At 31.3% G+C, this 25,226-nt stretch carries 27 protein-coding genes and 1 pseudogene; 27 read left to right on the forward strand and 1 reads right to left on the reverse strand.

Annotated features, from left to right (window positions below):
• A partial coding sequence (locus tag BUB01_RS18460; RefSeq protein WP_200802915.1) for an SdrD B-like domain-containing protein occupies positions 1 to 1,102 on the forward strand: 1,102 nt, incomplete at its 5' end.
• A 91-nt stretch (positions 1,103 to 1,193) separates the two neighbouring features.
• Here BUB01_RS18460 and BUB01_RS18465 read toward each other — a convergent pair.
• Positions 1,194 to 1,916, reverse strand: coding sequence for an alpha/beta hydrolase (locus BUB01_RS18465; protein WP_072991673.1), 723 nt, complete (start codon positions 1,914 to 1,916; stop codon positions 1,194 to 1,196).
• Between the two features lie 143 nt (positions 1,917 to 2,059).
• Between BUB01_RS18465 and BUB01_RS18470 the strand changes: the two genes are divergently transcribed.
• The 26 genes and pseudogenes from BUB01_RS18470 to BUB01_RS18580 all read left to right on the forward strand — a co-directional run bounded on the left by BUB01_RS18470 (position 2,060) and on the right by BUB01_RS18580 (position 25,212).
• Complete coding sequence (locus BUB01_RS18470) at positions 2,060 to 2,419, forward strand: DUF1540 domain-containing protein (protein ID WP_072991676.1); 360 nt, start codon at positions 2,060 to 2,062, stop codon at positions 2,417 to 2,419.
• A gap of 102 nt (positions 2,420 to 2,521) precedes the next feature.
• Positions 2,522 to 3,886: a 23S rRNA (uracil(1939)-C(5))-methyltransferase RlmD gene (gene rlmD, locus BUB01_RS18475; RefSeq protein WP_072991679.1), complete on the forward strand. Its 1,365-nt coding sequence runs from the start codon at positions 2,522 to 2,524 to the stop codon at positions 3,884 to 3,886.
• A gap of 584 nt (positions 3,887 to 4,470) precedes the next feature.
• The gene (locus tag BUB01_RS18480; RefSeq protein WP_242958449.1) at positions 4,471 to 5,289 is read left to right on the forward strand and encodes a macro domain-containing protein; all 819 of its coding nucleotides are present in this window, start codon (positions 4,471 to 4,473) and stop codon (positions 5,287 to 5,289) included.
• 128 nt (positions 5,290 to 5,417) lie between these two features.
• Positions 5,418 to 5,648 (forward strand): annotated as a pseudogene (locus tag BUB01_RS24020) (TIR domain-containing protein); the annotation flags it as partial.
• A 120-nt stretch (positions 5,649 to 5,768) separates the two neighbouring features.
• Positions 5,769 to 5,909 (forward strand): hypothetical protein, encoded by a 141-nt coding sequence (locus BUB01_RS23745; RefSeq protein ID WP_242958444.1) that lies wholly within the window; start codon positions 5,769 to 5,771, stop codon positions 5,907 to 5,909.
• Between the two features lie 430 nt (positions 5,910 to 6,339).
• A complete protein-coding gene (locus BUB01_RS18490; protein WP_072991685.1) occupies positions 6,340 to 6,654 on the forward strand; it encodes a YdcP family protein in 315 nt (104 codons plus the stop codon).
• Between the two features lie 20 nt (positions 6,655 to 6,674).
• Positions 6,675 to 7,064 carry a YdcP family protein gene (locus BUB01_RS18495; protein WP_072991688.1) on the forward strand — a complete coding sequence of 130 codons (390 nt, stop codon included), beginning with the start codon at positions 6,675 to 6,677 and terminating at the stop codon, positions 7,062 to 7,064.
• A gap of 76 nt (positions 7,065 to 7,140) precedes the next feature.
• Positions 7,141 to 7,770: a DUF6037 family protein gene (locus BUB01_RS18500; protein WP_072991691.1), complete on the forward strand. Its 630-nt coding sequence runs from the start codon at positions 7,141 to 7,143 to the stop codon at positions 7,768 to 7,770.
• Positions 7,771 to 7,837: 67 nt separating this feature from the next.
• On the forward strand, positions 7,838 to 9,199 hold the full coding sequence (locus BUB01_RS18505) for an FtsK/SpoIIIE domain-containing protein (RefSeq protein WP_072991694.1): 1,362 nt from the start codon (positions 7,838 to 7,840) through the stop codon (positions 9,197 to 9,199).
• A gap of 21 nt (positions 9,200 to 9,220) precedes the next feature.
• A complete protein-coding gene (locus BUB01_RS18510) occupies positions 9,221 to 9,493 on the forward strand; it encodes a hypothetical protein (protein ID WP_072991697.1) in 273 nt (90 codons plus the stop codon).
• Positions 9,494 to 10,027: 534 nt separating this feature from the next.
• Positions 10,028 to 10,198 (forward strand): hypothetical protein, encoded by a 171-nt coding sequence (locus BUB01_RS23535; RefSeq protein ID WP_200802916.1) that lies wholly within the window; start codon positions 10,028 to 10,030, stop codon positions 10,196 to 10,198.
• Between the two features lie 51 nt (positions 10,199 to 10,249).
• Positions 10,250 to 11,290, forward strand: a complete 1,041-nt coding sequence (locus BUB01_RS18515; protein WP_242958445.1) for an ATPase, T2SS/T4P/T4SS family — start codon at positions 10,250 to 10,252, stop codon at positions 11,288 to 11,290.
• Positions 11,291 to 11,309: 19 nt separating this feature from the next.
• Complete coding sequence (locus tag BUB01_RS18520) at positions 11,310 to 12,794, forward strand: hypothetical protein (protein WP_072991702.1); 1,485 nt, start codon at positions 11,310 to 11,312, stop codon at positions 12,792 to 12,794.
• A 10-nt stretch (positions 12,795 to 12,804) separates the two neighbouring features.
• Entirely contained in the window at positions 12,805 to 13,146 is a 342-nt protein-coding gene (locus BUB01_RS18525; RefSeq protein ID WP_072991705.1) for a hypothetical protein, read from the forward strand.
• Between the two features lie 128 nt (positions 13,147 to 13,274).
• Positions 13,275 to 13,427, forward strand: a complete 153-nt coding sequence (locus BUB01_RS23540; RefSeq protein ID WP_200802918.1) for a hypothetical protein — start codon at positions 13,275 to 13,277, stop codon at positions 13,425 to 13,427.
• A 72-nt stretch (positions 13,428 to 13,499) separates the two neighbouring features.
• Positions 13,500 to 13,967, forward strand: a complete 468-nt coding sequence (locus BUB01_RS18530; RefSeq protein WP_242958446.1) for a hypothetical protein — start codon at positions 13,500 to 13,502, stop codon at positions 13,965 to 13,967.
• Positions 13,967 to 14,356 (forward strand): hypothetical protein, encoded by a 390-nt coding sequence (locus BUB01_RS18535; protein ID WP_072991712.1) that lies wholly within the window; start codon positions 13,967 to 13,969, stop codon positions 14,354 to 14,356. The genes BUB01_RS18530 and BUB01_RS18535 overlap by 1 nt, the downstream gene beginning before the upstream one ends.
• Positions 14,357 to 14,392: 36 nt before the next feature.
• Complete coding sequence (locus BUB01_RS18540) at positions 14,393 to 14,896, forward strand: hypothetical protein (RefSeq protein ID WP_072991715.1); 504 nt, start codon at positions 14,393 to 14,395, stop codon at positions 14,894 to 14,896.
• Between the two features lie 17 nt (positions 14,897 to 14,913).
• A complete protein-coding gene (locus BUB01_RS18545; protein WP_072991718.1) occupies positions 14,914 to 16,806 on the forward strand; it encodes an InlB B-repeat-containing protein in 1,893 nt (630 codons plus the stop codon).
• A 100-nt stretch (positions 16,807 to 16,906) separates the two neighbouring features.
• Positions 16,907 to 18,097, forward strand: a complete 1,191-nt coding sequence (gene mobT / locus BUB01_RS18550) for a MobT family relaxase (protein ID WP_479723188.1) — start codon at positions 16,907 to 16,909, stop codon at positions 18,095 to 18,097.
• A gap of 44 nt (positions 18,098 to 18,141) precedes the next feature.
• Positions 18,142 to 18,363 (forward strand): hypothetical protein, encoded by a 222-nt coding sequence (locus BUB01_RS18555; protein ID WP_072991725.1) that lies wholly within the window; start codon positions 18,142 to 18,144, stop codon positions 18,361 to 18,363.
• 93 nt (positions 18,364 to 18,456) lie between these two features.
• Complete coding sequence (locus BUB01_RS18560; protein WP_072991728.1) at positions 18,457 to 18,957, forward strand: antirestriction protein ArdA; 501 nt, start codon at positions 18,457 to 18,459, stop codon at positions 18,955 to 18,957.
• Between the two features lie 103 nt (positions 18,958 to 19,060).
• Positions 19,061 to 19,453 (forward strand): conjugal transfer protein, encoded by a 393-nt coding sequence (locus BUB01_RS18565; protein ID WP_072991730.1) that lies wholly within the window; start codon positions 19,061 to 19,063, stop codon positions 19,451 to 19,453.
• Positions 19,437 to 21,884, forward strand: a complete 2,448-nt coding sequence (gene tcpF, locus BUB01_RS18570) for a conjugal transfer ATPase TcpF (protein WP_072991732.1) — start codon at positions 19,437 to 19,439, stop codon at positions 21,882 to 21,884. The genes BUB01_RS18565 and tcpF overlap by 17 nt, the downstream gene beginning before the upstream one ends.
• A gap of 80 nt (positions 21,885 to 21,964) precedes the next feature.
• Positions 21,965 to 24,217, forward strand: coding sequence for a CD3337/EF1877 family mobilome membrane protein (locus BUB01_RS18575; protein WP_479723189.1), 2,253 nt, complete (start codon positions 21,965 to 21,967; stop codon positions 24,215 to 24,217).
• The gene (locus BUB01_RS18580) at positions 24,214 to 25,212 is read left to right on the forward strand and encodes a bifunctional lytic transglycosylase/C40 family peptidase (RefSeq protein ID WP_072991736.1); all 999 of its coding nucleotides are present in this window, start codon (positions 24,214 to 24,216) and stop codon (positions 25,210 to 25,212) included. The genes BUB01_RS18575 and BUB01_RS18580 overlap by 4 nt, the downstream gene beginning before the upstream one ends.
• Positions 25,213 to 25,226: the final 14 nt, after the last annotated feature.

Below are 25,226 nucleotides of genomic sequence, written 5' to 3' on the forward strand. Positions count from 1 at the left end.
TTATATATTTGAAGGATTGGATGCGGGAGATTATAAAGTTCAGTTTGAAATGCCATCAGACTACAAGACATGGACAGAGAAGGGAAAAGGTGATGGAAAAAATGATTCAAAGGTAAACTTTATAAAGAATACTGATAATAAAGTAACAACAGATGTAGTAACATTAAAAGCAGGGGACAAAAACTTAAACCAGGATGCTGGAGTTACTAAGCTTGGAAGTATAGGAGATTTACTATGGAATGATGCTAATCAAAATGGAAAGCAAGACCCAGGTGAAGAAGGACTTCCAGGACAAAAGGTAACTTTAAATGATGATAAAGGAAATGAAATAGCAACTACAACAACAGACAGTAATGGAAAATATAAATTTGAAAATCTATTAGAGGGAAATTATGTAGTAACATTTACAAAACCAGATGGATATAAATTTACTGCTAAAGAAAAAGAGGGTGTAGAAGCGGCTTTAGATTCCAATATTGATGAATCTGGAAAGGCAACAGTAACATTGGGGTATGGAGAAAATAATATTACAGTAGATGCTGGAATATTAAAGGTAGAACCTAGTATTCCTAATAAAGAAGATAAGGTAGGTAAAATTGGGGATACTGTGTGGCTTGATAAGAACAATAATGGAGTTCAAGATGAAGATGAAGCAGGAGTCGATGGTGTTAAAATAACGTTATATTCTGAAGATGGAACTAAGATTGCAGAAACTATGACTAAGAATGGTGGAAAATATCTTTTTGATAATTTAAAATATGGTGATTATAAAATTGTATTTGAATTGCCTAAGGGGTATAAATTTACTAAGCAAGGAAGTATAGATGAAGATTTAGATTCAGACGCAGATAATACTGGATTAACTAAAATTATCAAGTTGGATGAAAAAACATCAATTAAATTGACTATAGATGCAGGTGTTGTTAAGTGTGATGATAAATTAGTATCTACAAGTGAAAATGAAAAAATATTAAAAAATAAAAATGAAAAAATAATAAATGCTATAGTTAAAACTGGTGAAGTACTTGGAACAAATCAATTATTATTACTAGGAATGATAAGTGGAGTACTTGGGGTTATAGTAATAAAAAGAAAAAGGTAATAAATAAAAATAGGATGGGTTTTTAAAACTCATCCTATTATATATGTAATAAAAAGCATTTAAATTAAATATTTACTTATAGGTTAAGAAATTAATTTATTTTATCTATTATCCATTTTAAGGCTAATGTATAGCGGTTAACTTGATTTTCATGATGTTTAAAATCATCTAATATTAAAGGAACTTCATTAATTAATTTAGTGTTCATTATTTTATTAGTATTTAAAGTATATAAATAAGAGTCTTTATGACGAGTTAACTTATTTTTTCCTTCATTTTTGCCAGAAATCATAAGGAGGTTTAAATTTGTATTTATTACATCATTATTATTAATATATTCTATCCAGCATTCATACCAAAATGAACCAGATATACTTACTATATTGCCAAACTCTTTATAGTTAAAAGCGCTATAAAGAGCTATTAAACCACCTAATGAAAAACCCATCATAAAAGTATTTTTTATATTGCTTAAAGTAGGATAATTTTTATCAATATAAGGTTTTAAGGTATTTACGATAAAGTCAAGATATTTATCACCCTTACCTCCAAATGGTGGGAATTTTGTTGTTAAAGAATCAGCTGGCCATGGAGTGTAGTCATCTAATCTATTTTCTGAAGAAATACCAACTATAATAGGAAGCTTGAGAATATCATCTGCATTCATATTATCTAAAATTGAATTTAATATAAGCATGAAATTTTCGCCATCATGAACATAAACTACAGAACGTTTCTCGCAAGTGATATTTGGTGATAAGTAAATATAACATGTTCTATTATCTATTTCAAATTTTTCAGTAGTTACTTGCATAATATTTCCTCCTTGAATTAGTAAACTATAATTAATAAATATGATAATATATCTTAATACAAAAATAAACATAAAATTACATAGGTATAAAATATTCAAGCACGCTAACAATAAAAGAAAAGACTTTTAGGAGTTGATAATTTATGACTAAAGTAGGTTGTAGTGCTGAAGGGTGTGTCAATAATATAGGTGGTATGTGTTCAGCTGGAACTATAAGTATTCAAGGAATAGGGGCTCATTCAAGTAGTGGAACAGAATGCAAGACCTTTGCTAAAAAAAACTTTAAAAATGCATTTAAAAGTATAGCTAACACAAACTATACGGGAGAAATTATTCAAAGTATGGTAACAGATGATATAGTTATGAATCCCGACATTATTTGTAATGCTACTAATTGTGAGCATAATTTAAGTAATAGGTGTATGGCATCTGATATTCAAGTTTTTGGACCAAAAGCAAAGTCAAGTCATGGAACACAATGTGAAACCTTTAGGGATAGATAATAGTTAAACCCACTGAAAAAAATCAGTGGGTTTAAAATATTTTAAAAAGTATGATATAATTTATAAAGCTTAATGCATTAGTAATAAAGGAATGGTGAACATATGGCAGTTAATAAAAATGAAGAGTACATAGTTAATATAGTTGGTGAAGGATATGAAGGAGAAGGTGTTGCAAGAATAGATAACTTTCCAGTATTCATACACGGAGCACTTCTGAATGAAAAGGTTAAAATTAAAATAGTAAAAGTTAATAAGAATTTTGGATTTGGTAAGATAATTGAAATTATAGAAGCATCAGAAAATAGAGCCAATCCTTTTTGTAAATCATATAAAACCTGTGGAGGATGTAATCTTCAACATTATAACTATGAAGCTCAGCTTAGCTTCAAAACTAATAGAGTTAAGGATTGTATGAAGAAGATAGGAAAATTAAATGACGTTTTAGTACATGACTGTCTAGGTATGGAAGAACCATTTAGATATAGAAATAAGGTTATGCTGCCAGTGGGAGGGAACTTGGAGAAAATAAATATAGGATTTTACTCTCCAAGAAGTCATGATATAAATGATATAGATATATGTCATATACAACATCTAGAAGGCGACAAAACTATAGAAGTAGTTAAATCATGGATGAAAAAAAATAATATAGAGCCTTATAATGAAACAAAACATAGTGGCCTAGTTAAGCATATAATGGTTAGGAAAGGCTTTAAAACAAAAGAAGTAATGATAGTTATAGTTACTACAGAAAATAAATTTCCTAAAAAAGAAGAGTTAATAAATGATCTAAGAGAAAATATAGAAGGCTTAGTATCAATAGTTCAAAATATAAATTCTAAAAAGACTAATGTGGTATTAGGTCTTGAAAATATAACACTTTGGGGAAAAGATACTATAGAAGATTATATAGGAGAATTTAAATTCAAAATATCACCTTTATCTTTCTTCCAAGTAAATCCGCACCAAACAGAAGTGTTATATAATAAAGCTTTAGAATATGCTGCTCTTACAGGAGATGAAACGGTATTTGATGCTTATTGTGGTACAGGAACAATCTCTTTATTCCTATCTAAAAAAGCTAAAAAGGTTTATGGTGTAGAAATAATACCAGCGGCTATAGAAAATGCTATAGAAAATGCAAAAACAAATAACATAGAAAATGCAGAATTTTTTGTAGGTAAATGTGAAGAAGTAATACCTGAACTTATACAAAAGGGAATAAAAGCAGATGTAGTAATGGTAGATCCACCAAGAAAAGGCTGTGAAAAATCATTACTAGAGGCTTTAGTAAAGATGGAACCAGAAAAGATAGTATACGTAAGTTGTGATCCTACAACGTTAGCTAGGGATTTAGCTATATTAGAGGAACTAGATTATAAGACTATAGAGGTTCAGCCTGTAGATATGTTTCCTCATACAGCTCATGTGGAGACTTGCGTGTTGCTACAACGAAAAACTATATAGAAATCCTTAATTTTAGGCACTTCTTCAACCATTTTGTTTTTACAAATGAGGGTGATAAAATCCGTAATAAACAGTTAAAAAAATATATTAACGTTTCTGTGGTTATTGATATGGAGTGTGGGAACACAAGAGAATAGATTTATAAAAAATATCAATGGCCCGATAAGAAGTGCAAAAATTAAAAATCACTTGCTATTTTATCAGAAAAAGCAAGTGATTTTTATGAATTTTACTAGGTTTAATAAGCCTTTTATATGAGGCACATTGAGAACAATACATATACATTGTTAAAATTTCATAAATATTAGCGATTTTTAAATTTCATAAATTTGATATCATTGACGAACTCCGTATTAGAAATATACCTATTCATTATTTGTAAATTTAAATAATTGAAATCTACAAATTAATTTGATTGTAGATTTTTTTATTTTTAGTTAAAAAGTATACTAATTTAAAGGAAATTATTACAATTTGTAGAATAATGGTATAGGAGGGGGTAATGTATAACATAGTTATTATGTCTATAATTATAAATTAAATACATGAGAGGTATATAGGTGGGAGGAATTTTTTTGATTAAAGTGAAGCTGTTTGATAAAGGGTTAATAAAAGAGTATTTTGTTGTACTATCAATTATCAGCGTAATTTGTTCTATTGTATCAATTTTAATTGATATCCCCGATAATTATAAATTGGGAGCAAGTGTTAGTCTTATTTTGGTTTTTCTTATTATTTATATAGTTTTATGGGTAAAAGCAAATTCATTAAGTAAAGTAAGACTAAAAATTAACAACTCTGTTATTGATATCAAAATTGGTGATATATTTAAAGAAAGTGATTTTAAGGTAATAGCATTTAACGAATACTTTGATACTCTAGTTGATAATAAAGTTATATCAGATAGGACTCTTAACGGCATTTATATTAATAAATTGGTGGATGATTTAGATGCATTGAATAAATCAATAGATAGAGATGAACACTGCAATGAGAAGATTATTGAAATAAATGATAATCGAAAATGTGGAAAAAAGAAAAAGTATAAGCTTGGAACTATTTTTCAACATGATGATTATTTGTTGACTGCATTTTCTAAATTTGATAATGATGATAGAGCATATTTATATATGAGTGATTACATAAATTTTCTTCTTGATTTTTGGAATGAAGTAGATATAATTTACGCTGGCCGCTCAATCTCAATTCCTCTTTTAGGTTCTGGAATAACAAGGTTTAAAGAATATAATATGATTTCAGAGCAAGAACTCTTGGAACTATTAATTTGGTCTTTTAAAGTTAGTAGAATTAAATTTACATATCCTTCTCAAGTGTCTATTGTTATACATGAACCAATGAAAAATAAGATAAACTTTTTTAAATTAAAGGAGTGTTGCAAATAATTTATAGAAATGATATTTACATTGCTTTTGTTATTGCGATAAAAACATTAATCAGCCAATAATTATCCTTTTGACTAGGGAAGTTATGGAAGAAATAAATATTTACAAAATGAAAGGTGAGATTAACTATGACATACAGGACTAAAACTTATATTGCAGCCGACTGGACAGGCGATAACGATGCCGTTGAACAACTACATAAATGGAATGACAGCAATTATTGGGGGCTATCATTCCACGATGCTCATGACATAACACAGTCGAGCGACAGTAGCAAGAATTGCAGCATCAAGGCTTCACTCAGATCAAGATTTGACGTATCAAAAACATTTGTACTTATTGTAGGAAATGGCACGAAGTCGCGTAGAGCAGGAGAATGTAATTATTGCTTTAAGAATAACGAATGCGGTAGCACTAGTAACAAGAGCTTTATTGAATACGAGTGCGATAAAGCTGTTCGTGACAATCTTAAAATTGTTGTGCTATATAACGCGGCAACAATTGATAAAACTAAGTGCCCAGATGCTGTAAAAAATATAGGAATTCATACAGCTATGTGTTATCGTAAAGATAGTAAGCTTTACTGGGATTATCAAGCCGTAAAAAACGCAGTAGGTTAGTTGATTAAGTAATGAACATTCAAATAAAGGAGCATAGGGATGATTCTTGCATCATAAAAAATAAACTTCGATAAAATTCGGATAAGGCTAATTATATGAAAAAAGAAATCTATTAATTAACTCTACTGGTTGTTTTTTTAGCTGAGGTGTTCAGAAATGAACGCCTATTTTTTATGAAAAAAATTAGAAAGGATGTGATTCAAATACAAAGAAAAAATAAGGAGCGTTCACCACCATTATAAATTAATAAAATTTTTCTTATTCTGCCTAGTTGATATTTACCTAAATGAATGGATTTTGCCAAGGGTGCGTAGCATATAGCTTGTCCTTGATAAAATACAGTCAGTTAGGTATTTTTTTATGGAACAGAATAAAAGAAATAGGAAGTAAATTGTTTATTTTAAATATAAAAAGAAGAGAGGTATAAAATATGGAGTTAAAATATGTAGTTCCAAACATGGAGAAGACATTTGGAAATTTAGAATATGCTGGAGAAGGTAAGATTGAACAGAGAAGAGTAAATGGACGTAATACTGTTTTATCACGCAGCTATAATTTATATTCAGATATTCAGAGAGCAGATGATATTGTTGTTATTCTTCCAGTTGAAGCAGGGGAGAAGCATTTTGAGGTTGAAAAAAGAGTGAAACTTATTAATCCACGAATTACCGCGGAAGGTTATAAAATTGGCAATCGTGGATTTACAAATTATATTCTTCATGCAGATGACATGGTAGAAGCATAAGGAAAGGAAGGTAAATTTATATGAGATTAGCAAATGGAATTGTTATTGATAAAGAAGCTACATTTGGAAATTTAAAATTTTCGGCATTAAGACGTGAGGTATATATACAGAATGAAGATGGTACAGCATCAAGTGAAATCAAAGAACGTACTTATGATTTAAAATCAAGAGAACAAGGAAGAATGATTCAAGTTAGTATTCCTGCAACGGTATCGCTAAAGAATTTCGACTACAATGCGGAAGTTGAAATCGTAAATCCTGTGGCAGATACTGTCGCGAATGCTACTTTTCAAGGTGCAGATGTAGATTGGTATATTAAGGCCGATGATATTATTTTAAGAAATGTCAAGCAATCATCAGTTGCTGGACATAATCAGTCACAAAGTCAGAATATACAAGAAAAAAAATAATATATTATTGATTGAAATAATGGGATGGATTATAATTAGTTCAAAGAATAAAAGAATTTTTTGAGAGGAAATATTTATGGCAGAATTGTTATTTAAAAATTTACCATACCTTCTAAATGATATGGAGCAAAAAGGATGGGTTATAGATTCATTTCCATTTAGATATAAGGAGGAAGCTTATTTTGTAATATTAACACTTTATAAAGAAAATCAGAGAAAACCAAGTGAATATGCAAAGGCAAAAGTTGAATTTATAAAAACAAACAATATAAATGATTCAATTAATGCATATATTGATTTTTATAATGTTTATTTTAATAGTTCAGAAGAATTTTGTGATTTCTTTGGTGTTAATATAAGAAATGTAAATAGAGATATATTTAAAGATTTTTCAAAAATTTTTGCTGATTTTATTCCTAAAGAGAAGACGATTAATAAAAATGATACTGAAAGAAGATTAATAGGAAGCCGTGCAGAGGGAAATAATCCTATGGCGATATATTGCTATGATGTACACCGTAATGGAAGAAAGCAAGATGGTTCATTAAATCAACGTAGCATTGAAAATAGTAATAAGGCACAATCATTACGTCCAGAATTATACGAACATTATTGTAATGATATGAATTTAAGCTTCTTCTTTTCAGATAGTTTGGAAGATGAAAAAAGTGATGAAGAAATTATGGCTATATTTGCAAATCGATAATTTAAAAATTAAACTAGTAAGCAGTTAATTTTAAAAATTAACTGTTTTGTGTTATGTAGGAGGATTAATGCAATTAAGTAAATATAAAGGAAAAAGGATTAGAGCCAGTGATAAATCACTGGTTTTTAATTTTGTGGCATCTACATTAATAGCAATTTTCAGTACGATGATTTTGTTACTTAATGTAAAGCAAGTCTTGAATATAAATTTGAAAAATGTAAGTGTTTTAAAAAGTGGTACTTTACAGTTTAATATTACTCCTTATTTTGTGTTTAGTATGATTTTTGCAGTAGTAGTAAGTTTACTTTCAGCATGGTTATATTATCACTTCCATTATGATAGAATCAAGCAGCTTATACACAGACAAAAATTAGCAAGAATGATACTAGAGAATAAGTGGTATGAAGCAGAACAGGTACAGTCAAACAGTTTTTTCAAAGACATATCTTCTGGAAAGACAAAGGAAAGAATAACTCATTTTCCAAAGATGTACTATAAGCTAAAAAATGGTTTGATTCATATTCAAGTAGAAATTATATTAGGTAAATATCAAGACCAGCTCTTACATCTTGAAAAGAAGCTTGAAAGTGGTTTATATTGTGAACTTACAGATAAAGAATTAAAGGATTCTTATGTGGAATATACTCTACTTTATGATACAATAGCAAACCGTATTTCTATTGAAGATGTGCAGGCTGAACATGGAAAATTAAGATTAATGAAAAATATCTATTGGGAATATGATAAGCTTCCACATATGCTTATTGCAGGTGGTACAGGTGGGGGAAAAAGTTATTTTATTTTAACATTGGTTGAAGCGCTGCTGAATACTAATTCTATACTTTATGTTCTTGATCCTAAAAATGCAGATCTTGCAGACTTGGAAGCTGTTATGCCTAATGTTTATTATAAAAAAGATGATATGATTGCCTGCATTGATAATTTTTATGATGGAATGATGAAACGTAATGAGGATATGAAGCAAATGGAAGGATATAAAACAGGTGAAAATTATGCCTACTTGGGCTTGTCTGCTAATTTTCTTATCTTTGACGAATATGTTGCTTTCATGGAAATGCTGGGGAGTAAAGAAAGTACTGCGGTTCTTAATAAGTTAAAACAGCTTGTTATGCTTGGAAGGCAGTCAGGATATTTTTTAATTCTTGCTTGTCAAAGACCAGATGCTAAATATCTTGGGGATGGAATTCGCGACCAGTTTAATTTTCGTGTAGCTTTAGGTCGTATGTCTGAAATGGGCTATGGAATGATGTTTGGTGAAACTGATAAGGATTTTTTCCTAAAGCAAATTAAAGGAAGGGGATATGTAGACACAGGTACAAGTGTTATTTCTGAGTTTTATACTCCACTTGTACCTAAAGGTCATAATTTCTTAAATGAAATAGATAAATTAGTTGTAAAAACAGATTAATGTTTGGAGGTGTTTAATTTCATGCAAGAAATGTATTCTATTGAAAATATTGAGGAAATTATAGGCTATGATGAATACATTAAGGATTTTGAAGATGAAGAACAGGCAGTAGACTTTTGTAAATCATCTGGAACTAGAATATTGCAAAGTGTTTTTTCTGAATTTACTGCTGATATGATTTGTAGTGTTTATTTGGATTATGGACAAACAAAGGCAGAATATCCTATAAGATTTGAGTTTAATATTAACATAGAAGATGGACAAGTAATCGTGTCCTATATTGGGTTTAGTTAAAAAAGTTTTAAATAATAAGAAGCAGGCAGGAAGCACAGGCGGCGTGCGAAGCGAAAGCCGCAGGTGATTCATGTCTGCTTGCAGGTGTGGCGAAGCCACTCCTGCATATATTAGCCCCCCGTATCTAACAGGGGGGCACAAATAGACAGGAAACAGTCAAAAAACACTTAGAAATCCCCGTAGTTTCAATGGGTTTAGAAAAACAAAAGCAAATGTCAACTAAGCCTTAAAAGTTGACATATGTAAGTATAAATTTAAATGTATTTGAATTATTAAAAACTTATAAAAGTTCATATTGATTTAGGAAAATACAAAATGCAGATAATCTAAAAAATTAGACTATCTGCATTTTTTCATATAGATTACTATTTTCACATTGAAGGGAGGTGAAATTATATTGAAAAATCTTATACGCGATAAGCTATTTTAAATATATAGCTAAAATTTTAAAATAATTAAGTCATGAAAACAGCTTGAAATATAGCTGTTTTTTTATTACTCAAAAATAAATTAAAGAAAGAATGAGGTAGAAAAATGAAAGAGATATTTGAACAATATGGGTCAGTAATTATTGCAGCGGTAGCTATAAGTGCATTGGTAGCAATTATAGTAGTGCTTTTATCAACAGATGGAGTTGTAGCAACTTCCTTTAAAAACTTGGTTGACGAGTTCTTTAAAAGAGCAGCAAGCACTATTACAGGCTAATAGAGCTATTACAAAATTAATCATTACACAAAGAGGGGATAATTTCCCTTTTTGGAAAGGAGAACAATGGAACGTAGTACAAAGTGGGAATTAGTACCTGCACATTTTGGATTACTGTGGTCATATGTTGAAGATGATAAAATTACGGACATTGACTTTAACGGTAGAGATTTATGGATTACCAATACTGATAATGAAAGAATAAAAGTGGAGGGTCATGGTATTGCTAAGGAATTTATTGAAAAGTTCAGTCACTATATTGCTAACAATGTAAGCAGAGCTTTTAACAAGGTGGAAAATCTTTTAGAAGCAGATACAGATACATTAAGAATTAGTATTGTTCATGAATCGGCTGCAATTTCTGGGAGGTCAGTATGTATAAGAAAGACACTCCCTGCTGTAAGAATGACAAGAGAAAGCATAGTAAAAGACGGTTATTGCAGCAAAGATATACTAGAGCTGCTTACAAACTGTGTTAAGGCTCGCATGAATTTTGTTTTCTGTGGAGAGCCAGGAGTTGGAAAGACAGAAGGAATAAAATTCTTTTCACAGTATATTCCGAGTAATGAAAGGGTAATTACTATTGAAGATACACCAGAGCTTCACTATAGAGAAATTAATCCAGATAAGGATTGTGTAGAGCTTATAGTATCAGAAGGTTTTAGTTACACAAAGGCAATTAAAACAAGTCTTCGTCAAAATCCAAAATGGCTTATGTTATCAGAAGCACGTTCAGTAGAAGTTAAATATTTGCTAGAGAGTTTATCCACTGGAATTAGAGGTTTTACCACTATTCATACAGATGATGCAAGAAAGATTCCAGACAGAATATTGAATATGCTTGAAAGTAGAATAGATGCTGACAGAATGGAAAATGACATTTATATGTTTATTGATGTAGGAATTTTGATACGTAAGAAACAAATGAGTGATGGAAAGGTTCATAGATATATAGATCAAGTATGCTTTTTCTATAGAGAAGATGGCAATAATATAATTTTTCCAATGGTACTTAATGGAGAGCTTGTAAAAGAAAAGATACCTAAAGCCATTACGGAAAAGTTTGAACGAATGGAAATAAAGCCTTTTTAAAGTGAAGGAGGAAATAGTATTGAAGAAAAAGAGTGGACTAAGATATCTTAGATATAAAAATTTGACTAATGAATTAGCTAAGTATGGATACGAATATACTGTGAAAAAAGCATTTATCATTTATGGAATGATTGTGCTTATGGCTGCTATCTTTGGTATTCTTTATAAGCTGGAACTAAAATATATTGCTACTATTGGAATAATAGGTGTTCTACTTTCTCCAATGGTTATTATACAGATTATGAAAGGTAGATATCACACAACCATGTTTTCTCTATCTAATAGTTATATGGAACAGTTTTTATATTCATTCAAAAGAAACAGAACTGTACTTAATGCATTATTAGAAACAGCTACAATTTTTGATGAAGGAATATTTCATGATATATTGGAAAAAGCTATAAAGCATATTCAATATACAACTGATAGTGAAGACCCAGAGAAAGAAGCATTAGACATAATAGGAGAGTTCTTTAGATGTGAAAGAGTTGATAATATACACTCTTTTGCTATTGCAGCACAAAGACGTGGCGGTGATGTAAGCGGAAGCATTGCACTACTTACAAAGAATAGAGCTATGTGGGCGGAAAGAATATCAAATTTACAGAAAGAATTTAGTCTTGTAAAAAGAAATATAACGATTGCCTTGGCAGCGACTTTGCTAATATGTATCTTACCTCTTTATCTATTGGGGGGAAACTTGAATATTAGTTCTATGCAATTATGCCAAATATCAGCGGTTGTATTAATAGGAAGCTGTATGTTGATTTATGTTAAAGCGGATAAGAAACTTTGCAGAAGTTGGATTGAAAAGGAAGCTGACAGCACATGTATAGGAAAGAAGTATATTCAAGTCAGAGATTATGACGAAGTAAAGGAAGCAAAAGTCAGCAAGAAAATAGCTATGATTCCAGCAATAATACTTATTGGTGGATTTCTTTATTTTAAGAATTTTGCAATTTTAATAGTAGGAATTGTGGTTGTGTTGTTTCTTTTAAATCAACATAAAATTGGACATAGCCTTGCAAAGAAAAAGGTATCAAAGGAAATTGAAAAACAGTTTCCTAACTGGCTTATGGAAGTTGCACTACTATTGCAGACAGATAATGTACAAGTAGCGGTTCGTAAATCAGTAGAAAACTCACCAGAAGTTTTATCACATGCACTTGAAAAGCTTATAGAAGAACTGGAGGAAAACCCTAACTCTATTGAACCATATCATAGATTTTTAAAGGAATATCGTAATCCTGATGTGCAGTCAGCTATGAAAATATTATACTCATTGTCAAGTGGAAATGCTGGTGATGTAACTAAACAGGTAGAAGAATTGATTGAGCGTAATAATTCACTAATGGATAAGGCTGAAAAGTTATCACAAGAGGATAAAATAGCTGGAATGAAGGTTTATATATTATTACCTTCCTTATTAGCTTCTTTTAAGTTAATGATGGATATGTCATTGCTCTTAGTAGTATTTCTTAAAAACTTGAATTTTGGTATGTAGGAGGGGGATTATGAGTACAACAATTAAAACTTATGTTGGAATTTTCATATTTCTTATATCAATATTTTCTATGGCTGGAATTATGTCAGCTAGTATTGATGCAAGTAATGCAAGAGATTTTCATAACTCTGTAATAGCAGAAATAGAAGATTCTAATTTCGCACCTAGTGTTGTTAATGCGTGTAAAAAGCAGGCTTCAAGTGATGGATATGAATTACTCATAGACAATAATAGTGTAGTTAAAGATGAAGATGGTAAACCTACATTGATGGAAGTGATTATAAAATATAAATATCGCATTGATTTTCTCAAAGTCATGAATACACAGCAAATTCGAGGATTTGCAAGATAAGGAGGTCGGATTAATGAAGCTTATTATGGAGCAGTTTGGAAGCAGCATTATTTATGCTATAGCAGGAAGTAGCATGGCAGCAATTTTGCTTGGATTTTTAAAGGTAATCAGTAGGTAGGAGGTACAAAATGCAGGAGATATTTGAAGAATACGGAGAGTTTGTCATTGAAGCAATAAGCGGAATACTCTTTCTTGGAATTGTTGCTTATTTTTTTTTAAGCACTCCAATGGCTTCAATGATACAGAAGTTTACTATAAGTGTTTTAGGAGGAAGCGTATAGATGAAAGAAATATTTCAAGAATTCGGAGCTGCTATTATTGCGATAATCACATCAATTCTTGTTATTGGAATATTGTTTATAGTATCCATTTCTGGTAAACAAGGTATTCTTGAAATTGCTGGAATACCTTTAAATAAAACAGAAATCAATTACTCTTCCTATAGTGATTTTGATTCTGTGATTACATGGCATAAGCGAACTAAGCCAGAAGCTGCGTATATAACATCAAAAGGAAGATTTTTTGAAGATGAAAGTGTTGATTTTCTGGTAAGGTATTATGCTAAAGACATGGAAGGTGTCATATATCCAATGAACGACGTGATTATTAAAAAAATGTTTCCAGATATTATGTTTGGAAAAGTTTTAGATATACGAACAGTGAACGGAAAAAGTATAATAGACTCTTATTCTAAAGCTAACGGCTATATAAATTTACCTAGTGCAGGTATTTATGAAGTCTACTTTCAAATTAGAGACAAAGAAAATCTTACAAGTATCTGGAAAATTCCAATAGCAGCAGATGAAAGGAGAAGTCGTTAGTGAAAAATGTATTCTTAGGTTTTGGGATAACAATTTGTTCTATTATAGCTATTGTAATTGTAATGACACTTTGGGGAATGAACATTAGACAAAATGAATTAGATAATGCGGTAAATGGAGCTTTGAAAGAAACTATTGAAAATCAGTTTGACAGTAAGACTTATTCCGTAAATAGTAATGATGAATTGGTTGCTGATTTTATAGAAGATCTGTTGATACAAGTAAATTCTGATAGCACAGTTAGAGTTAATATTTTAGATGTAGATTATAAGAAAGGGTTATTGTCTGTTGAAGTGATCGAGAAGTATAAACATCCTATTGGAACGGAAGGGAAAGTATCAGTAAAGAGAACAGCAATTATGGAGCAATACACAGTTGATATAAAATAGAAGAAATTATGAAATTGGAAGGAGGGATTGATTTAGTTGAAAAAGAACAATAAATTTTTAGTTGCCTTATTAGCAATATCAATACTACTTTTAGGTATCTATATATGTGTAAGTTTGTATTCAAAAGAAAATCCAGTAATGATAAAGAATACTGATTCAGAGCAGACACTATATGATAAAGGAAAGGATGTTTATGTTCCTATTTCGGAAGGATGGAAAGATTCAAAATCAGCAAAAGGAGATATCACAGAAGTTCAGAAGTTAAAACTAGATAAATTTATTGAAAGCTGGAAGAATGGGAATATTACAGATTCAGATTTGAAAGATACTATAATGAAATATTTAAATGAACAAGGTATTGAGTATAAGGAAGTTAGCGTTAGCAGCAAAGGTCATACTTTATATGATGAAGTACCAGAAGTAAAACTTAGTGATGGCGGCAATTTATATTCCTTTGTTGGTATTTATAGCACTGGGAAACAGAATCCTAATGGAACTGAAAAAACAGTTTGCTATAATTGGACAGTGTTTGTATTCTAGGAAAGGAAATAAATAGAATGAAAAAAATGTGGAGAACAGGCTTAGTCGGTCTGCTTTTATTTTTGTCTATATTTGGAGTAACTATCTTTAGTTTGCCTGCGAAAAAGGTAATGGCAAGCAGTTTTGACAATGCAGTAACCTTCTATAATAATTATGATTCTGATATTGTTTTTAGAGATGGATATTTTTATTATGCAACAAAAGGAAAAGCTTCTACTGTAAATAGAAATACCACTAATTGGGGAACTATTGGTTATAGAATGAAGGTAACTACAAGTTCAAAGTCAGCATATATTTATTTCAAATTATCTGGTTATACAGTAGAAATGGTGGATGAAGTATCATCACATGGCTATATCTATGATTTATGCAGAATCGACCTTAGTTATGTTAAATCAAAACTGGCACAAGAAAATAGTACAGTTTACAATGAGTTTATAATTAATGGCGGTTATTTGGTAGTAGATAGCTGTATGATAACAATTAAGATTGATGAAGACGGAAATCGTAAAAATAGTGGTTCTATGGATGAAGAAGGAAACTTCAGAGGAAAAGTATATACGAACTATTCTGGAATTGCAAATGCTGCGCCTTGGGATAATCCTAGTTCCTTACACAATTATTTTAATAAAACTATAAATTATGTTACTGAATTAAAGTCAAGACAAATTGTGTATGTAAGGTATCAACAAGATAATGGTGATTACGGAAGTTATGATACAGTAATTAACAAAGATTATGTATATGGTGAAACTGTTTCATGGTCAAGGGCAGAAGATGAATGCTATAATGCAGCAAGTATTTCATATACAGCGAAAGAGGAAAAGACTTCTTATATTTCTGTTACAAGAAAGAAATATACTGTGAGTGTGAGCGCTGGTACAGGAATAGAGAGTGTTGCAGGCGGAGGAAGCTATTATTATGGTGCAAGCTGCATTGTTGATGCAAATGTGAAAACAGGATATACTTGGGCAAATTGGAGCGGTACTTATAGCTCTAATAATAAAAAATATACTTTTACGGTAACTGGAAATGTAAGCTTAAAGGCAAATGCAGAAGCAAATACTTATTATATTGTATTTCATGCTAATGGTGGAAGCGGTACTATGGAAACATTGACTTGCAAATATGGTAAATCCTATACTTTACCAGCAATGGGCTTTACTCCACCGACTCACCCTAATACTTACTTAGGATGGAATACAGACCCTAACGCCTTTTCAGCTAAGTTTACAGAAAGACAGACAATTAAGAATCTGACAAGTGTAAATGGATATACCTTTTATTTCTACGCAATATGGGATTATGCACCAGATTTAAGCGCGTATGATCGTTTCTTTACTTTATATGAAGCACAAACAGGAGTAATTACAGAATCGGAGCTTCTAAGAACAGTAAAATCTACAGATAGAGAAGATGGAACAACAACGGTGAGGGTTAAAAATTATTCAGCTTCTAAATTTACTAGATTTACAAGCTCTGGTGAGACTAATGTAACATATGTGACTATAGACAGCCATAATAATAAGACAGAAAAACAGATAAAAGTTGCTATAGTAGACACAGAAGCAACTAATGAAGGAGCTATGGATTTTGACGGAATAAAGAAATATGCAAGGTTTATTAGTCCTAAACATTACTTAGAGACTTATTTAAGTGGGGGTCTTGAAACTACTTCAGAATGGAAGAGTGAAGCAGATTATAGTAATACATTATCGGAAGCTATGAATAATATTAAAAGTAAAAATGGTAATTGGTCACATACAGTACAAACGTGGGGGTTTAACAAAGCAGATATTGATTTGGTGAAACAGTATGTAACTAAAAATGGTATGGGAAATTCTAAAAATGAAAATGCATTAGAAGGATTTTTAAAAAGCTTTAGGGAGCAAATATATCTTAAAAAATAGTGACAATTGAGATTATCTTAATAATAAAAAATTAAAAATACGGCGTATATCAACTGATATTAAGAGTTGATATGCGCCTTTTTGATTGGAGGAATTTTTATTGGAAGAAAACTCATGGTTAAAAGAATTGAAAGAAAAGAGAGGGGAATATGGCATTTCACAAAACAAGCTTGCGGTAGCTTCTGGGATTACAAGGCAGTATTTAAGTGACATTGAAACTGGTAAGGTTAGTCCATCCACAGAGCTTCAAGTATCTATTTCAAAAGCATTAGAACGGTTTAATCCAGATTCACCACTAGAAATGCTTTTCGACTATGTTAGAATTCGTTTCCCAACACTTGATGTTAAGCACATTGTAGAAGATGTTTTGAGGCTGAAACTGTCATATATGCTTCATAAAGATTATGGTTTTTACTCTTATTCAGAACATTATTGCATGGGTGATATTTTTATACTTGTATCTGGAGAAGAAGAAAAAGGTGTGCTTGTGGAACTGAAAGGGCGTGGCTGCCGTCAGTTTGAAAATTATCTTCTTGCACAGGAGCGAAGCTGGTATGAATTTTTTATGGATGCACTGGTGGAAGATGGTGTAATGAAACGGCTTGATCTCGCTATAAATGACAAATTAGGAATTTTAAATATTCCTAATCTCACAGAAAAATGCAGGAATGAGGAATGTGTTTCTGTTTTCCGCAGTTTTAAGAATTATAGAAGTGGTGAACTTGTACGCAAAGATGAAAAGGAGTGTATGGGAAATACGCTATACATTGGTTCATTACAAAGTGAGGTTTACTTTTGCATTTATGAAAAAGATTATGAACAGTATAAGAAAAATAATATTCCAATAGAAGATGCAGAAGTTAAGAATCGTTTTGAAATTAGATTGAAAAATGAAAGAGCTTATTACGCTATTAGAGATTTGATGTATTATGACAATCCAGAGAGTACAGCTTTTAAAATTATCAACAGATATGTTCGCTTCGTGGATAAAGAAGATAAAAAACCTCGCAGCGATTGGAAAGTAAATAATGAATGGGCTTGGTTTCTTGGAGAAAATCGAGAATCTATGAATCTTACTACAAAGCCAGAGCCTTATTCATTCAGAAAAACTTTAAATTGGATTTCTCGTCAAGTTGCACCAACTTTAAAAATGGCTATGAAGCTTGATGAAATTAATAACACACAATTTATAAATGAAATTATAACCAATGCAGAGCTTAAAGAAAAACATGAGAAGATTTTAAAACAGCAGGCGGCTACAGCTAAGGAGGTGATAACTTATCCTGAGTAAAAGGCTGCCTATCAAATAATTTAAATAATGGGAGGAGAAATTTTATGAATTTCGGACAAAATTTATACAATTGGTTTTTATCAAATGCTCAATCTTTAGTACTTATGGCAATTGTGATTATTGGAGTATATTTAGGATTCAAACGTGAGTTCTCAAAACTTATTGGATTTTTAGTTATTGCTTTAATTGCTGTTGGTCTTGTATTCAATGCATCTGGAGTTAAGGATAGTCTATTACAATTATTCAATAAAATTATAGGAGTATAATAATAAAAAAAATTAATTCCTATTAAAACAGTGAATCTAGTGAGGTTTGCTGTTTTTTTATATTTAATTTTAGAAAGGATTTGATGTTTTTATATGGAAATGCAAGTTTATATTGCAAATTTAGGTAAATACAATGAAGGTGAATTGGTTGGCGCTTGGTTTACTCCACCTATTGACATAGAAGACATGAAAGAAAAAATAGGCTTAAATGGTGAATATGAAGAATACGCCATACATGATTATGAATTACCTTTTGATATTGACGAATATACTCCAATTGAAGAAATTAACCGCTTATGTGCTTTGGCTGAGGAACTGGAAGGAACATCTATCGAATTTGAAATGAGAGAGATTCAAAGAACCTTTTTCAGTAGCTTTGAGGAAATGGCGGAGCATGTTGATGATATTATACATTATCCAGATTGTGATGATATGGAAGACGTAGCACGTTATTATATTGAAGAAACAGGAGATTTCGGGGAAATGCCAGCTAGTTTGCAAAACTATATTGATTATGAAGCTTATGGACGAGATCTAGAGTTGAATGGAAATTTTCTTGTTACAGCTCATGGTGTTTTTGAATATATAGGATAAAAAAATTAAATGTAAACATTCAATAACAAATAATTGATTTTATACGGCAGTTCTTATTTATAGAGCTGCCTTTTTTCTATTGTAAAAAAGAAAGGAGCATTACATGAAAAAAATAAGAAGTTATACAAGTATTTGGTCAGTGGAAAAAGTGCTTTATTCTATTAATGACTTTAAGTTACCATTTCCAATTACTTTTACACAAATGACATGGTTTGTTTTATCGCTATTTGCTGTCATGCTGTTAGGAAATTTACCGCCACTTTCTATGATTGGTGGAGCTTTTTTAAAGTATTTTGGAATTCCTATGGCTATTACTTGGTTTATGTGTCAGAAGACCTTTGACGGAAAAAAGCCTTATGGATTTTTAAAATCAGTCATTGCATATAGTGTAAGACATAAGGTAACTTATGCAGGAAAGCCAGTAAAGCTTCACAATCAGAAGATGAATGAAGCAATAACAATAGTAAGGAGTGAAGTTTATGGCATATCCGATTAAATATATTGAAAATAATCTGGTTTGGAATCATGATGGAGAATGTTTTGCTTATTATGAGCTTATACCATATAATTATTCTTTTCTGTCAGCAGAACAGAAATTTATTGTACATGACAGCTTTCGCCAGTTAATAGCCCAAAATCGTGATGGAAAAATTCATGCATTACAGATTAGCACAGAATCCAGCATACAGGCAACGCAGGAACGCTCTAAGCAGGAAGTGACAGGTAGGCTTAAAGAAGTTGCATATGAAAAAATAGACGAGCAGACAGAAGCATTAATTTCCATGATTGGTGATAATCAGATTGATTATAGATTTTTTATTGGTTTTAAGCTTCTCTTAAATGAGCAGGAATTAACAATAAAAAATATTAGGCAAGAAGTAGTAAATGTACTATCAGATTTTTTAAAGGACGTAAATCACAAGGCTATGGGTGATTTTGTTTCAATGAGCAATAATGAAATTGGACGTTTTGCAAAGATGGAAAAACTATTAGAAAATAAAATATCTAGGCGTTTTAAAGTAAGAAAATTAAATAAGAATGACTTTGGTTATCTTATTGAGCATTTATATGGACAAACTGGAACAGCTTATGAAGACTATGAATATTATTTACCTAATAAGAAATTTAAGAATGAAACCTTGGTAAAACGTTATGATTTATTGAAGCCAACTCGCTGTTTGGTTGAGGAAAATCAGAGATATTTAAAAATTGAACATGAAGAATCAACAACATATGTTGCTTACTTTACAATTAATTCTATTGTGGGCGAATTAGATTTTCCATCTTCCGAGATTTTTTATTATCAGCAGCAGCAATTTACTTTTCCTATTGATACAAGTATGAATGTAGAAATAGTAGCAAATAAAAAAGCTTTATCTACGATTCGTAATAAGAAAAAAGAATTGAAAGACCTTGATAATCATGCTTTGGAAAGTGATACAGAAACAAGCTCAAATGTTATGGAAGCTTTGGACAGTGTAAATGAGCTTGAAACAAGTTTAGACCAAAGTAAGGAATCTATGTACAAGCTTAGTTATGTGGTGAGGGTATCTGCGCCAGATATAGAAGAATTGAAGCGTAGATGTAATGAGGTTAAAGACTTTTACGACGATTTGAATGTTAAACTTGTTAGACCTTTTGGAGATATGATGGGTTTACACAATGAATTTATTCCTGCGAGTAAAAGGTATATGAATGATTATATACAATATGTTACTTCTGATTTCCTTGCTGGTTTAGGTTTTGGGGCAACTCAAATGCTTGGAGAAACAGAAGGAATTTATATAGGCTATAATCTTGATACAGGAAGAAATGTATATTTAAAACCTGCTCTTGCAAGTCAAGGAGTTAAAGGTTCTGTAACTAATGCTTTGGCAGCTGCTTTTGTTGGTTCATTGGGTGGAGGGAAATCATTTTCTAATAATATGATTGTTTATTATTCTGTATTATTTGGAGCACAGGCTGTTATTGTAGACCCTAAGTCGGAACGTGGAAACTGGAAAGAAACACTACCAGAAATTGCGGAAGAAATTAATATAGTAAATCTTACAAGTGAAGAGAGTAATAAAGGATTGCTTGACCCTTATGTGATTATGAAAAGACCAAAGGATTCAGAAAGTTTAGCAATTGATATATTAACTTTCCTCACAGGTATTTCTTCACGTGATGGCGAAAGATTTCCAGTATTAAGAAAAGCGATTAGAGCTGTTACAAAGAGTGAAAAAAGAGGGCTTTTATTAGTTATAGATAAATTAAGAGCTGAAAATACTGTTATAAGTAATAGTATTGCAGAGCATATTGAATCATTTATAGATTATGATTTTGCACACTTATTATTTTCAGACGGTTCTATTTCTCAATCTATAAGTTTAGAAAAACAGTTAAATATTATACAGGTTGCTGATTTAGTGCTTCCAGATAAAGAAACTTCTTTTGAGGAATATACGACAATGGAACTTCTTTCAGTGGCTATGTTAATTGTTATCAGTACTTTTGCCCTTGATTTTATTCACTCTGACCGCAGTATTTTTAAAATTGTAGACCTTGATGAAGCTTGGAGTTTTTTACAGGTAGCACAGGGAAAAACACTTTCTATGAAGCTGGTGCGTGCTGGTAGGGCTATGAATGCAGGAGTATATTTTGTAACTCAGAACACAGATGACCTGCTAGATGAAAAGCTTAAAAATAATCTAGGATTAAAATTTGCTTTCCGTTCTACAGACATTAATGAGATAAAGAAAACTTTAGAATTTTTTGGAGTAGATAAGGAGGATGAAAACAACCAGAAACGCTTACGTGATTTGGAAAATGGACAATGCCTTGTAAGTGATTTATACGGTAGAGTTGGCGTGATACAGTTCCATCCAATTTTTGAAGAATTGCTTCATGCTTTTGATACTCGCCCACCAGTGAGAAAAGAGGTGTAGCAATGAGGCAAGCAAAACTAAAGAAACAGAAAGAAAAATTTAATTGGCATCGTGCAGGGAAAATAGCAATTACGATACTTATGGTATTAGTGATTGCTATTTTTACATTGGCAATGATTGGAACAGTAGCACATGCAGCAGGGCTTGTTGATGATACAGTAAAAGCAGGTAATGAATACAGTAAATATCCATTAGATAATTACCAACTTGATTTTTATGTAGATAATAGCTGGGATTGGCTACCTTGGAATTGGATTGATGGAATTGGAAAACAGGTTATGTATGGGTTATATGCAATTACAAATTTTATATGGACTATCAGTCTGTTTTTATCTAATGCTACAGGCTATTTAGTACAGGAAGCATATTCTCTTGATTTTATATCAGCAACAGCAGATTCAATTGGAAAGAATATGCAGGTTATAGCAGGTATTAGTACAAGTGGCTTTTCTATAAGTGGATTCTATGGAGGTTTTTTACTAATTTTCATTTTGATACTTGGAATTTATGTTGGATATATAGGACTTATCAAAAGAGAAACTACAAAAGCCATTCATTCAGTTGTAAATTTTATTGTGGTTTTTGTATTGTCAGCCGCATTTATTGCTTATGCACCAGACTATATTCAAAAAATTAATGGTTTCTCGGCTGACATTAGTAATGCTAGTTTATCAATTGGTACAAAAATTGTAATGCCAAATACTAAAAGTAAAGGAAAAGATAGTGTAGACCTTATTCGTGATAGTTTATTTTCAATACAGGTAAAGCAGCCTTGGTTACTACTGCAATATGAGAACTCTGATATAAAAACTGTTGGCGAAAATCGAGTGGAAAGTTTGCTTTCTACAAGCCCTGACACTAATAACGGCAAAGACAGAGAGGATATAGTAAAAAAGGAAATAGAAGATAAGAAAAATACTAATCTCACCATCACAAAAACTATTAATAGGTTGGGGATGGTGTTTTTTCTTTTTATCTTCAATATTGGAATTTCAGCCTTTGTGTTCATGCTTACTGGTATCATGATTTTTTCACAGGTTTTGTTTATCATTTATGCAATGTTTTTACCAGTGAGTTTTCTACTAAGTATGATACCAACTTTTGAAAGCATGATAAAGCGAGCTATTATGAAATTGTTTAATACGATTATGTCAAGAGCTGGTATTACACTTATTGTAACGACTGCTTTTAGCATTTCTACTATGCTTTATAGTCTATCTACTGCATATCCTTTTTTTCTAATAGCTTTTTTACAGATAGTTACCTTTGCAGGTATTTATTTTAAGCTAGGTGATTTAATGAGCATGTTCTCACTTCAAAGTGGAGAATCGCAAAGCATGGGAAGACAGGTTTTAAGAAGACCACGTATGCTTATGATGGCTCATATGCACCGCTTACAACATAAGCTTGGACGTTCAATTGCAGCTAATGGAAAGAAATCTAATAAAGGTAAAAAAAGTGGTACTTCTGGAGCTTATGCTTCGAGAGCTGCACAAGCAGACCATACAAGACCAGATGAAGGTCAAGAAGAAAATTTAAATAAAACATCATTTGGGAAAAGAGCAGGACAGGCAGTAGGAAAGGTAATGGATACTAAAGACCATATCAAAGATATGGCAGGGGAATTCAAAGAACAAGCACAGGATTTGCCAGTAAATGCAAGGTATGTTTTGTATCATGGAAAATCACAAATTAAGAATGGAATTTCTGACTTTAAAACCAGTGTAACAGGTACAAGAAAAGCAAGACAACAAGAAAGAAAAGATAAAGAAGATAAGCGTAGAATGACAATTGCAGAACGTCGCTCTAATATGGAGCAAGCAGGTAAAAGTAAAGCTCAAAATTCTACAGAGCCTAATAAAATGAATAATTCACTACATGAAAGACCTGCTACAACTTCAACTCGTGAAACTACTGCTAATCATACTAAAAAAGATGGAGCACAAACTAGGCAAACTACTATAGCGAATGATAACAAAGATAGGAAGATTACTAACAGACCAAATGAAAAAATTATTAAAGAACCTACGGAAAAATTAAATGGTGGAATTTCAGATAATCCAATAGTAAATAAAGAACGTAAAATTGTGAAAAAAGATGGAGTTCAAAGAAAAATAGAGCGTAAACCTGTATCTGATAAGCAAGATAATAGGACTTCAAACATAGAAAAACAGCCAGCTAAAGTTGAATATTCCGTATCAAAGGAGAAAGGGTTTCAAAGAAAATCTGTAAAAGAAAATAGAATTATTGTTAATCGTAGAGCAAACAAGCAAAAGAAATTTACAATTGCTAAAAGTCCTCAATTTATAAGGAAAAGAGGGGATAAGAAATGAGAAAAAAACATTTCATTATTCTAATATTTGGGGTCTTTGGAGCGTTATTTGTTTTGCTTTTTTTTGTCGCTGTAATTTTTTCAGATGAAGAAAATGGAGGTTCGAATATTAATTATGATGGGGTCAGTGTATCAGCAGAAGTATTGGTATACAAGCCTATTGTTGAAAAATATGCTAAAGAATATGGAATTTCAGAATATGTAAATTATTTACTTGCTATTATGCAGGTAGAATCTGGAGGAACGCTTCAAGATGTTATGCAATCAAGTGAATCAATGGGGCTTCCTGCAAATATATTAAGTGCAGAAGAATCTATAAAGCAGGGCTGCAAGTATTTTGCGGCTCTGCTTAAAACAGCTAAAAGTAAGGATTGTGATATTAACACAGTTATACAAGCTTACAATTATGGTGGTGGTTTTATTGATTATGTAGCAACTAAAGGAAAGAAATACTCCTTTCAGCTTGCAGAAAATTTTTCAGATGAAAAGTCTGGAGGTAGCAAAGTAAAATATGACAATCCGATAGCTGTTAAAGAAAATGGAGGATGGAAGTACAGCTATGGAAATATGTTTTATGTTTTGCTGGTATCAGAGTATATAACATCAGAAAAATTTGATGATTCAACGGTACAAGCAATTATGAATGAAGCATTGAAATATGAAGGATGGAAGTATGTATATGGCGGATATAATCCAACAACCTCTTTTGATTGTAGCGGACTTGTTCAGTGGTGTTATGGAAAAGCTGGTATCAATTTACCTAGAACAGCACAAGAGCAGTATGACGCTACACAGCATATTTCATTGTCAGAAGCAAAGGCTGGGGATTTGGTATTTTTTCATTCGACTTATGATGCTGGAACTTATATTACTCATGTTGGAATATATCAAGGGAATAAGCGTATGTATCATGCTGGCAATCCAATAGGTTACACAGATTTGGCAAGCTCTTATTGGCAAGAGCATTTAGCTGGTGCAGGAAGAATTAAAAAATAGAAAGAAGGATTATA

The organism is Clostridium cavendishii DSM 21758 (genome assembly GCF_900141845.1).
Taxonomy (GTDB): Bacteria; Bacillota; Clostridia; order Clostridiales; family Clostridiaceae; genus Clostridium_AG; species Clostridium_AG cavendishii.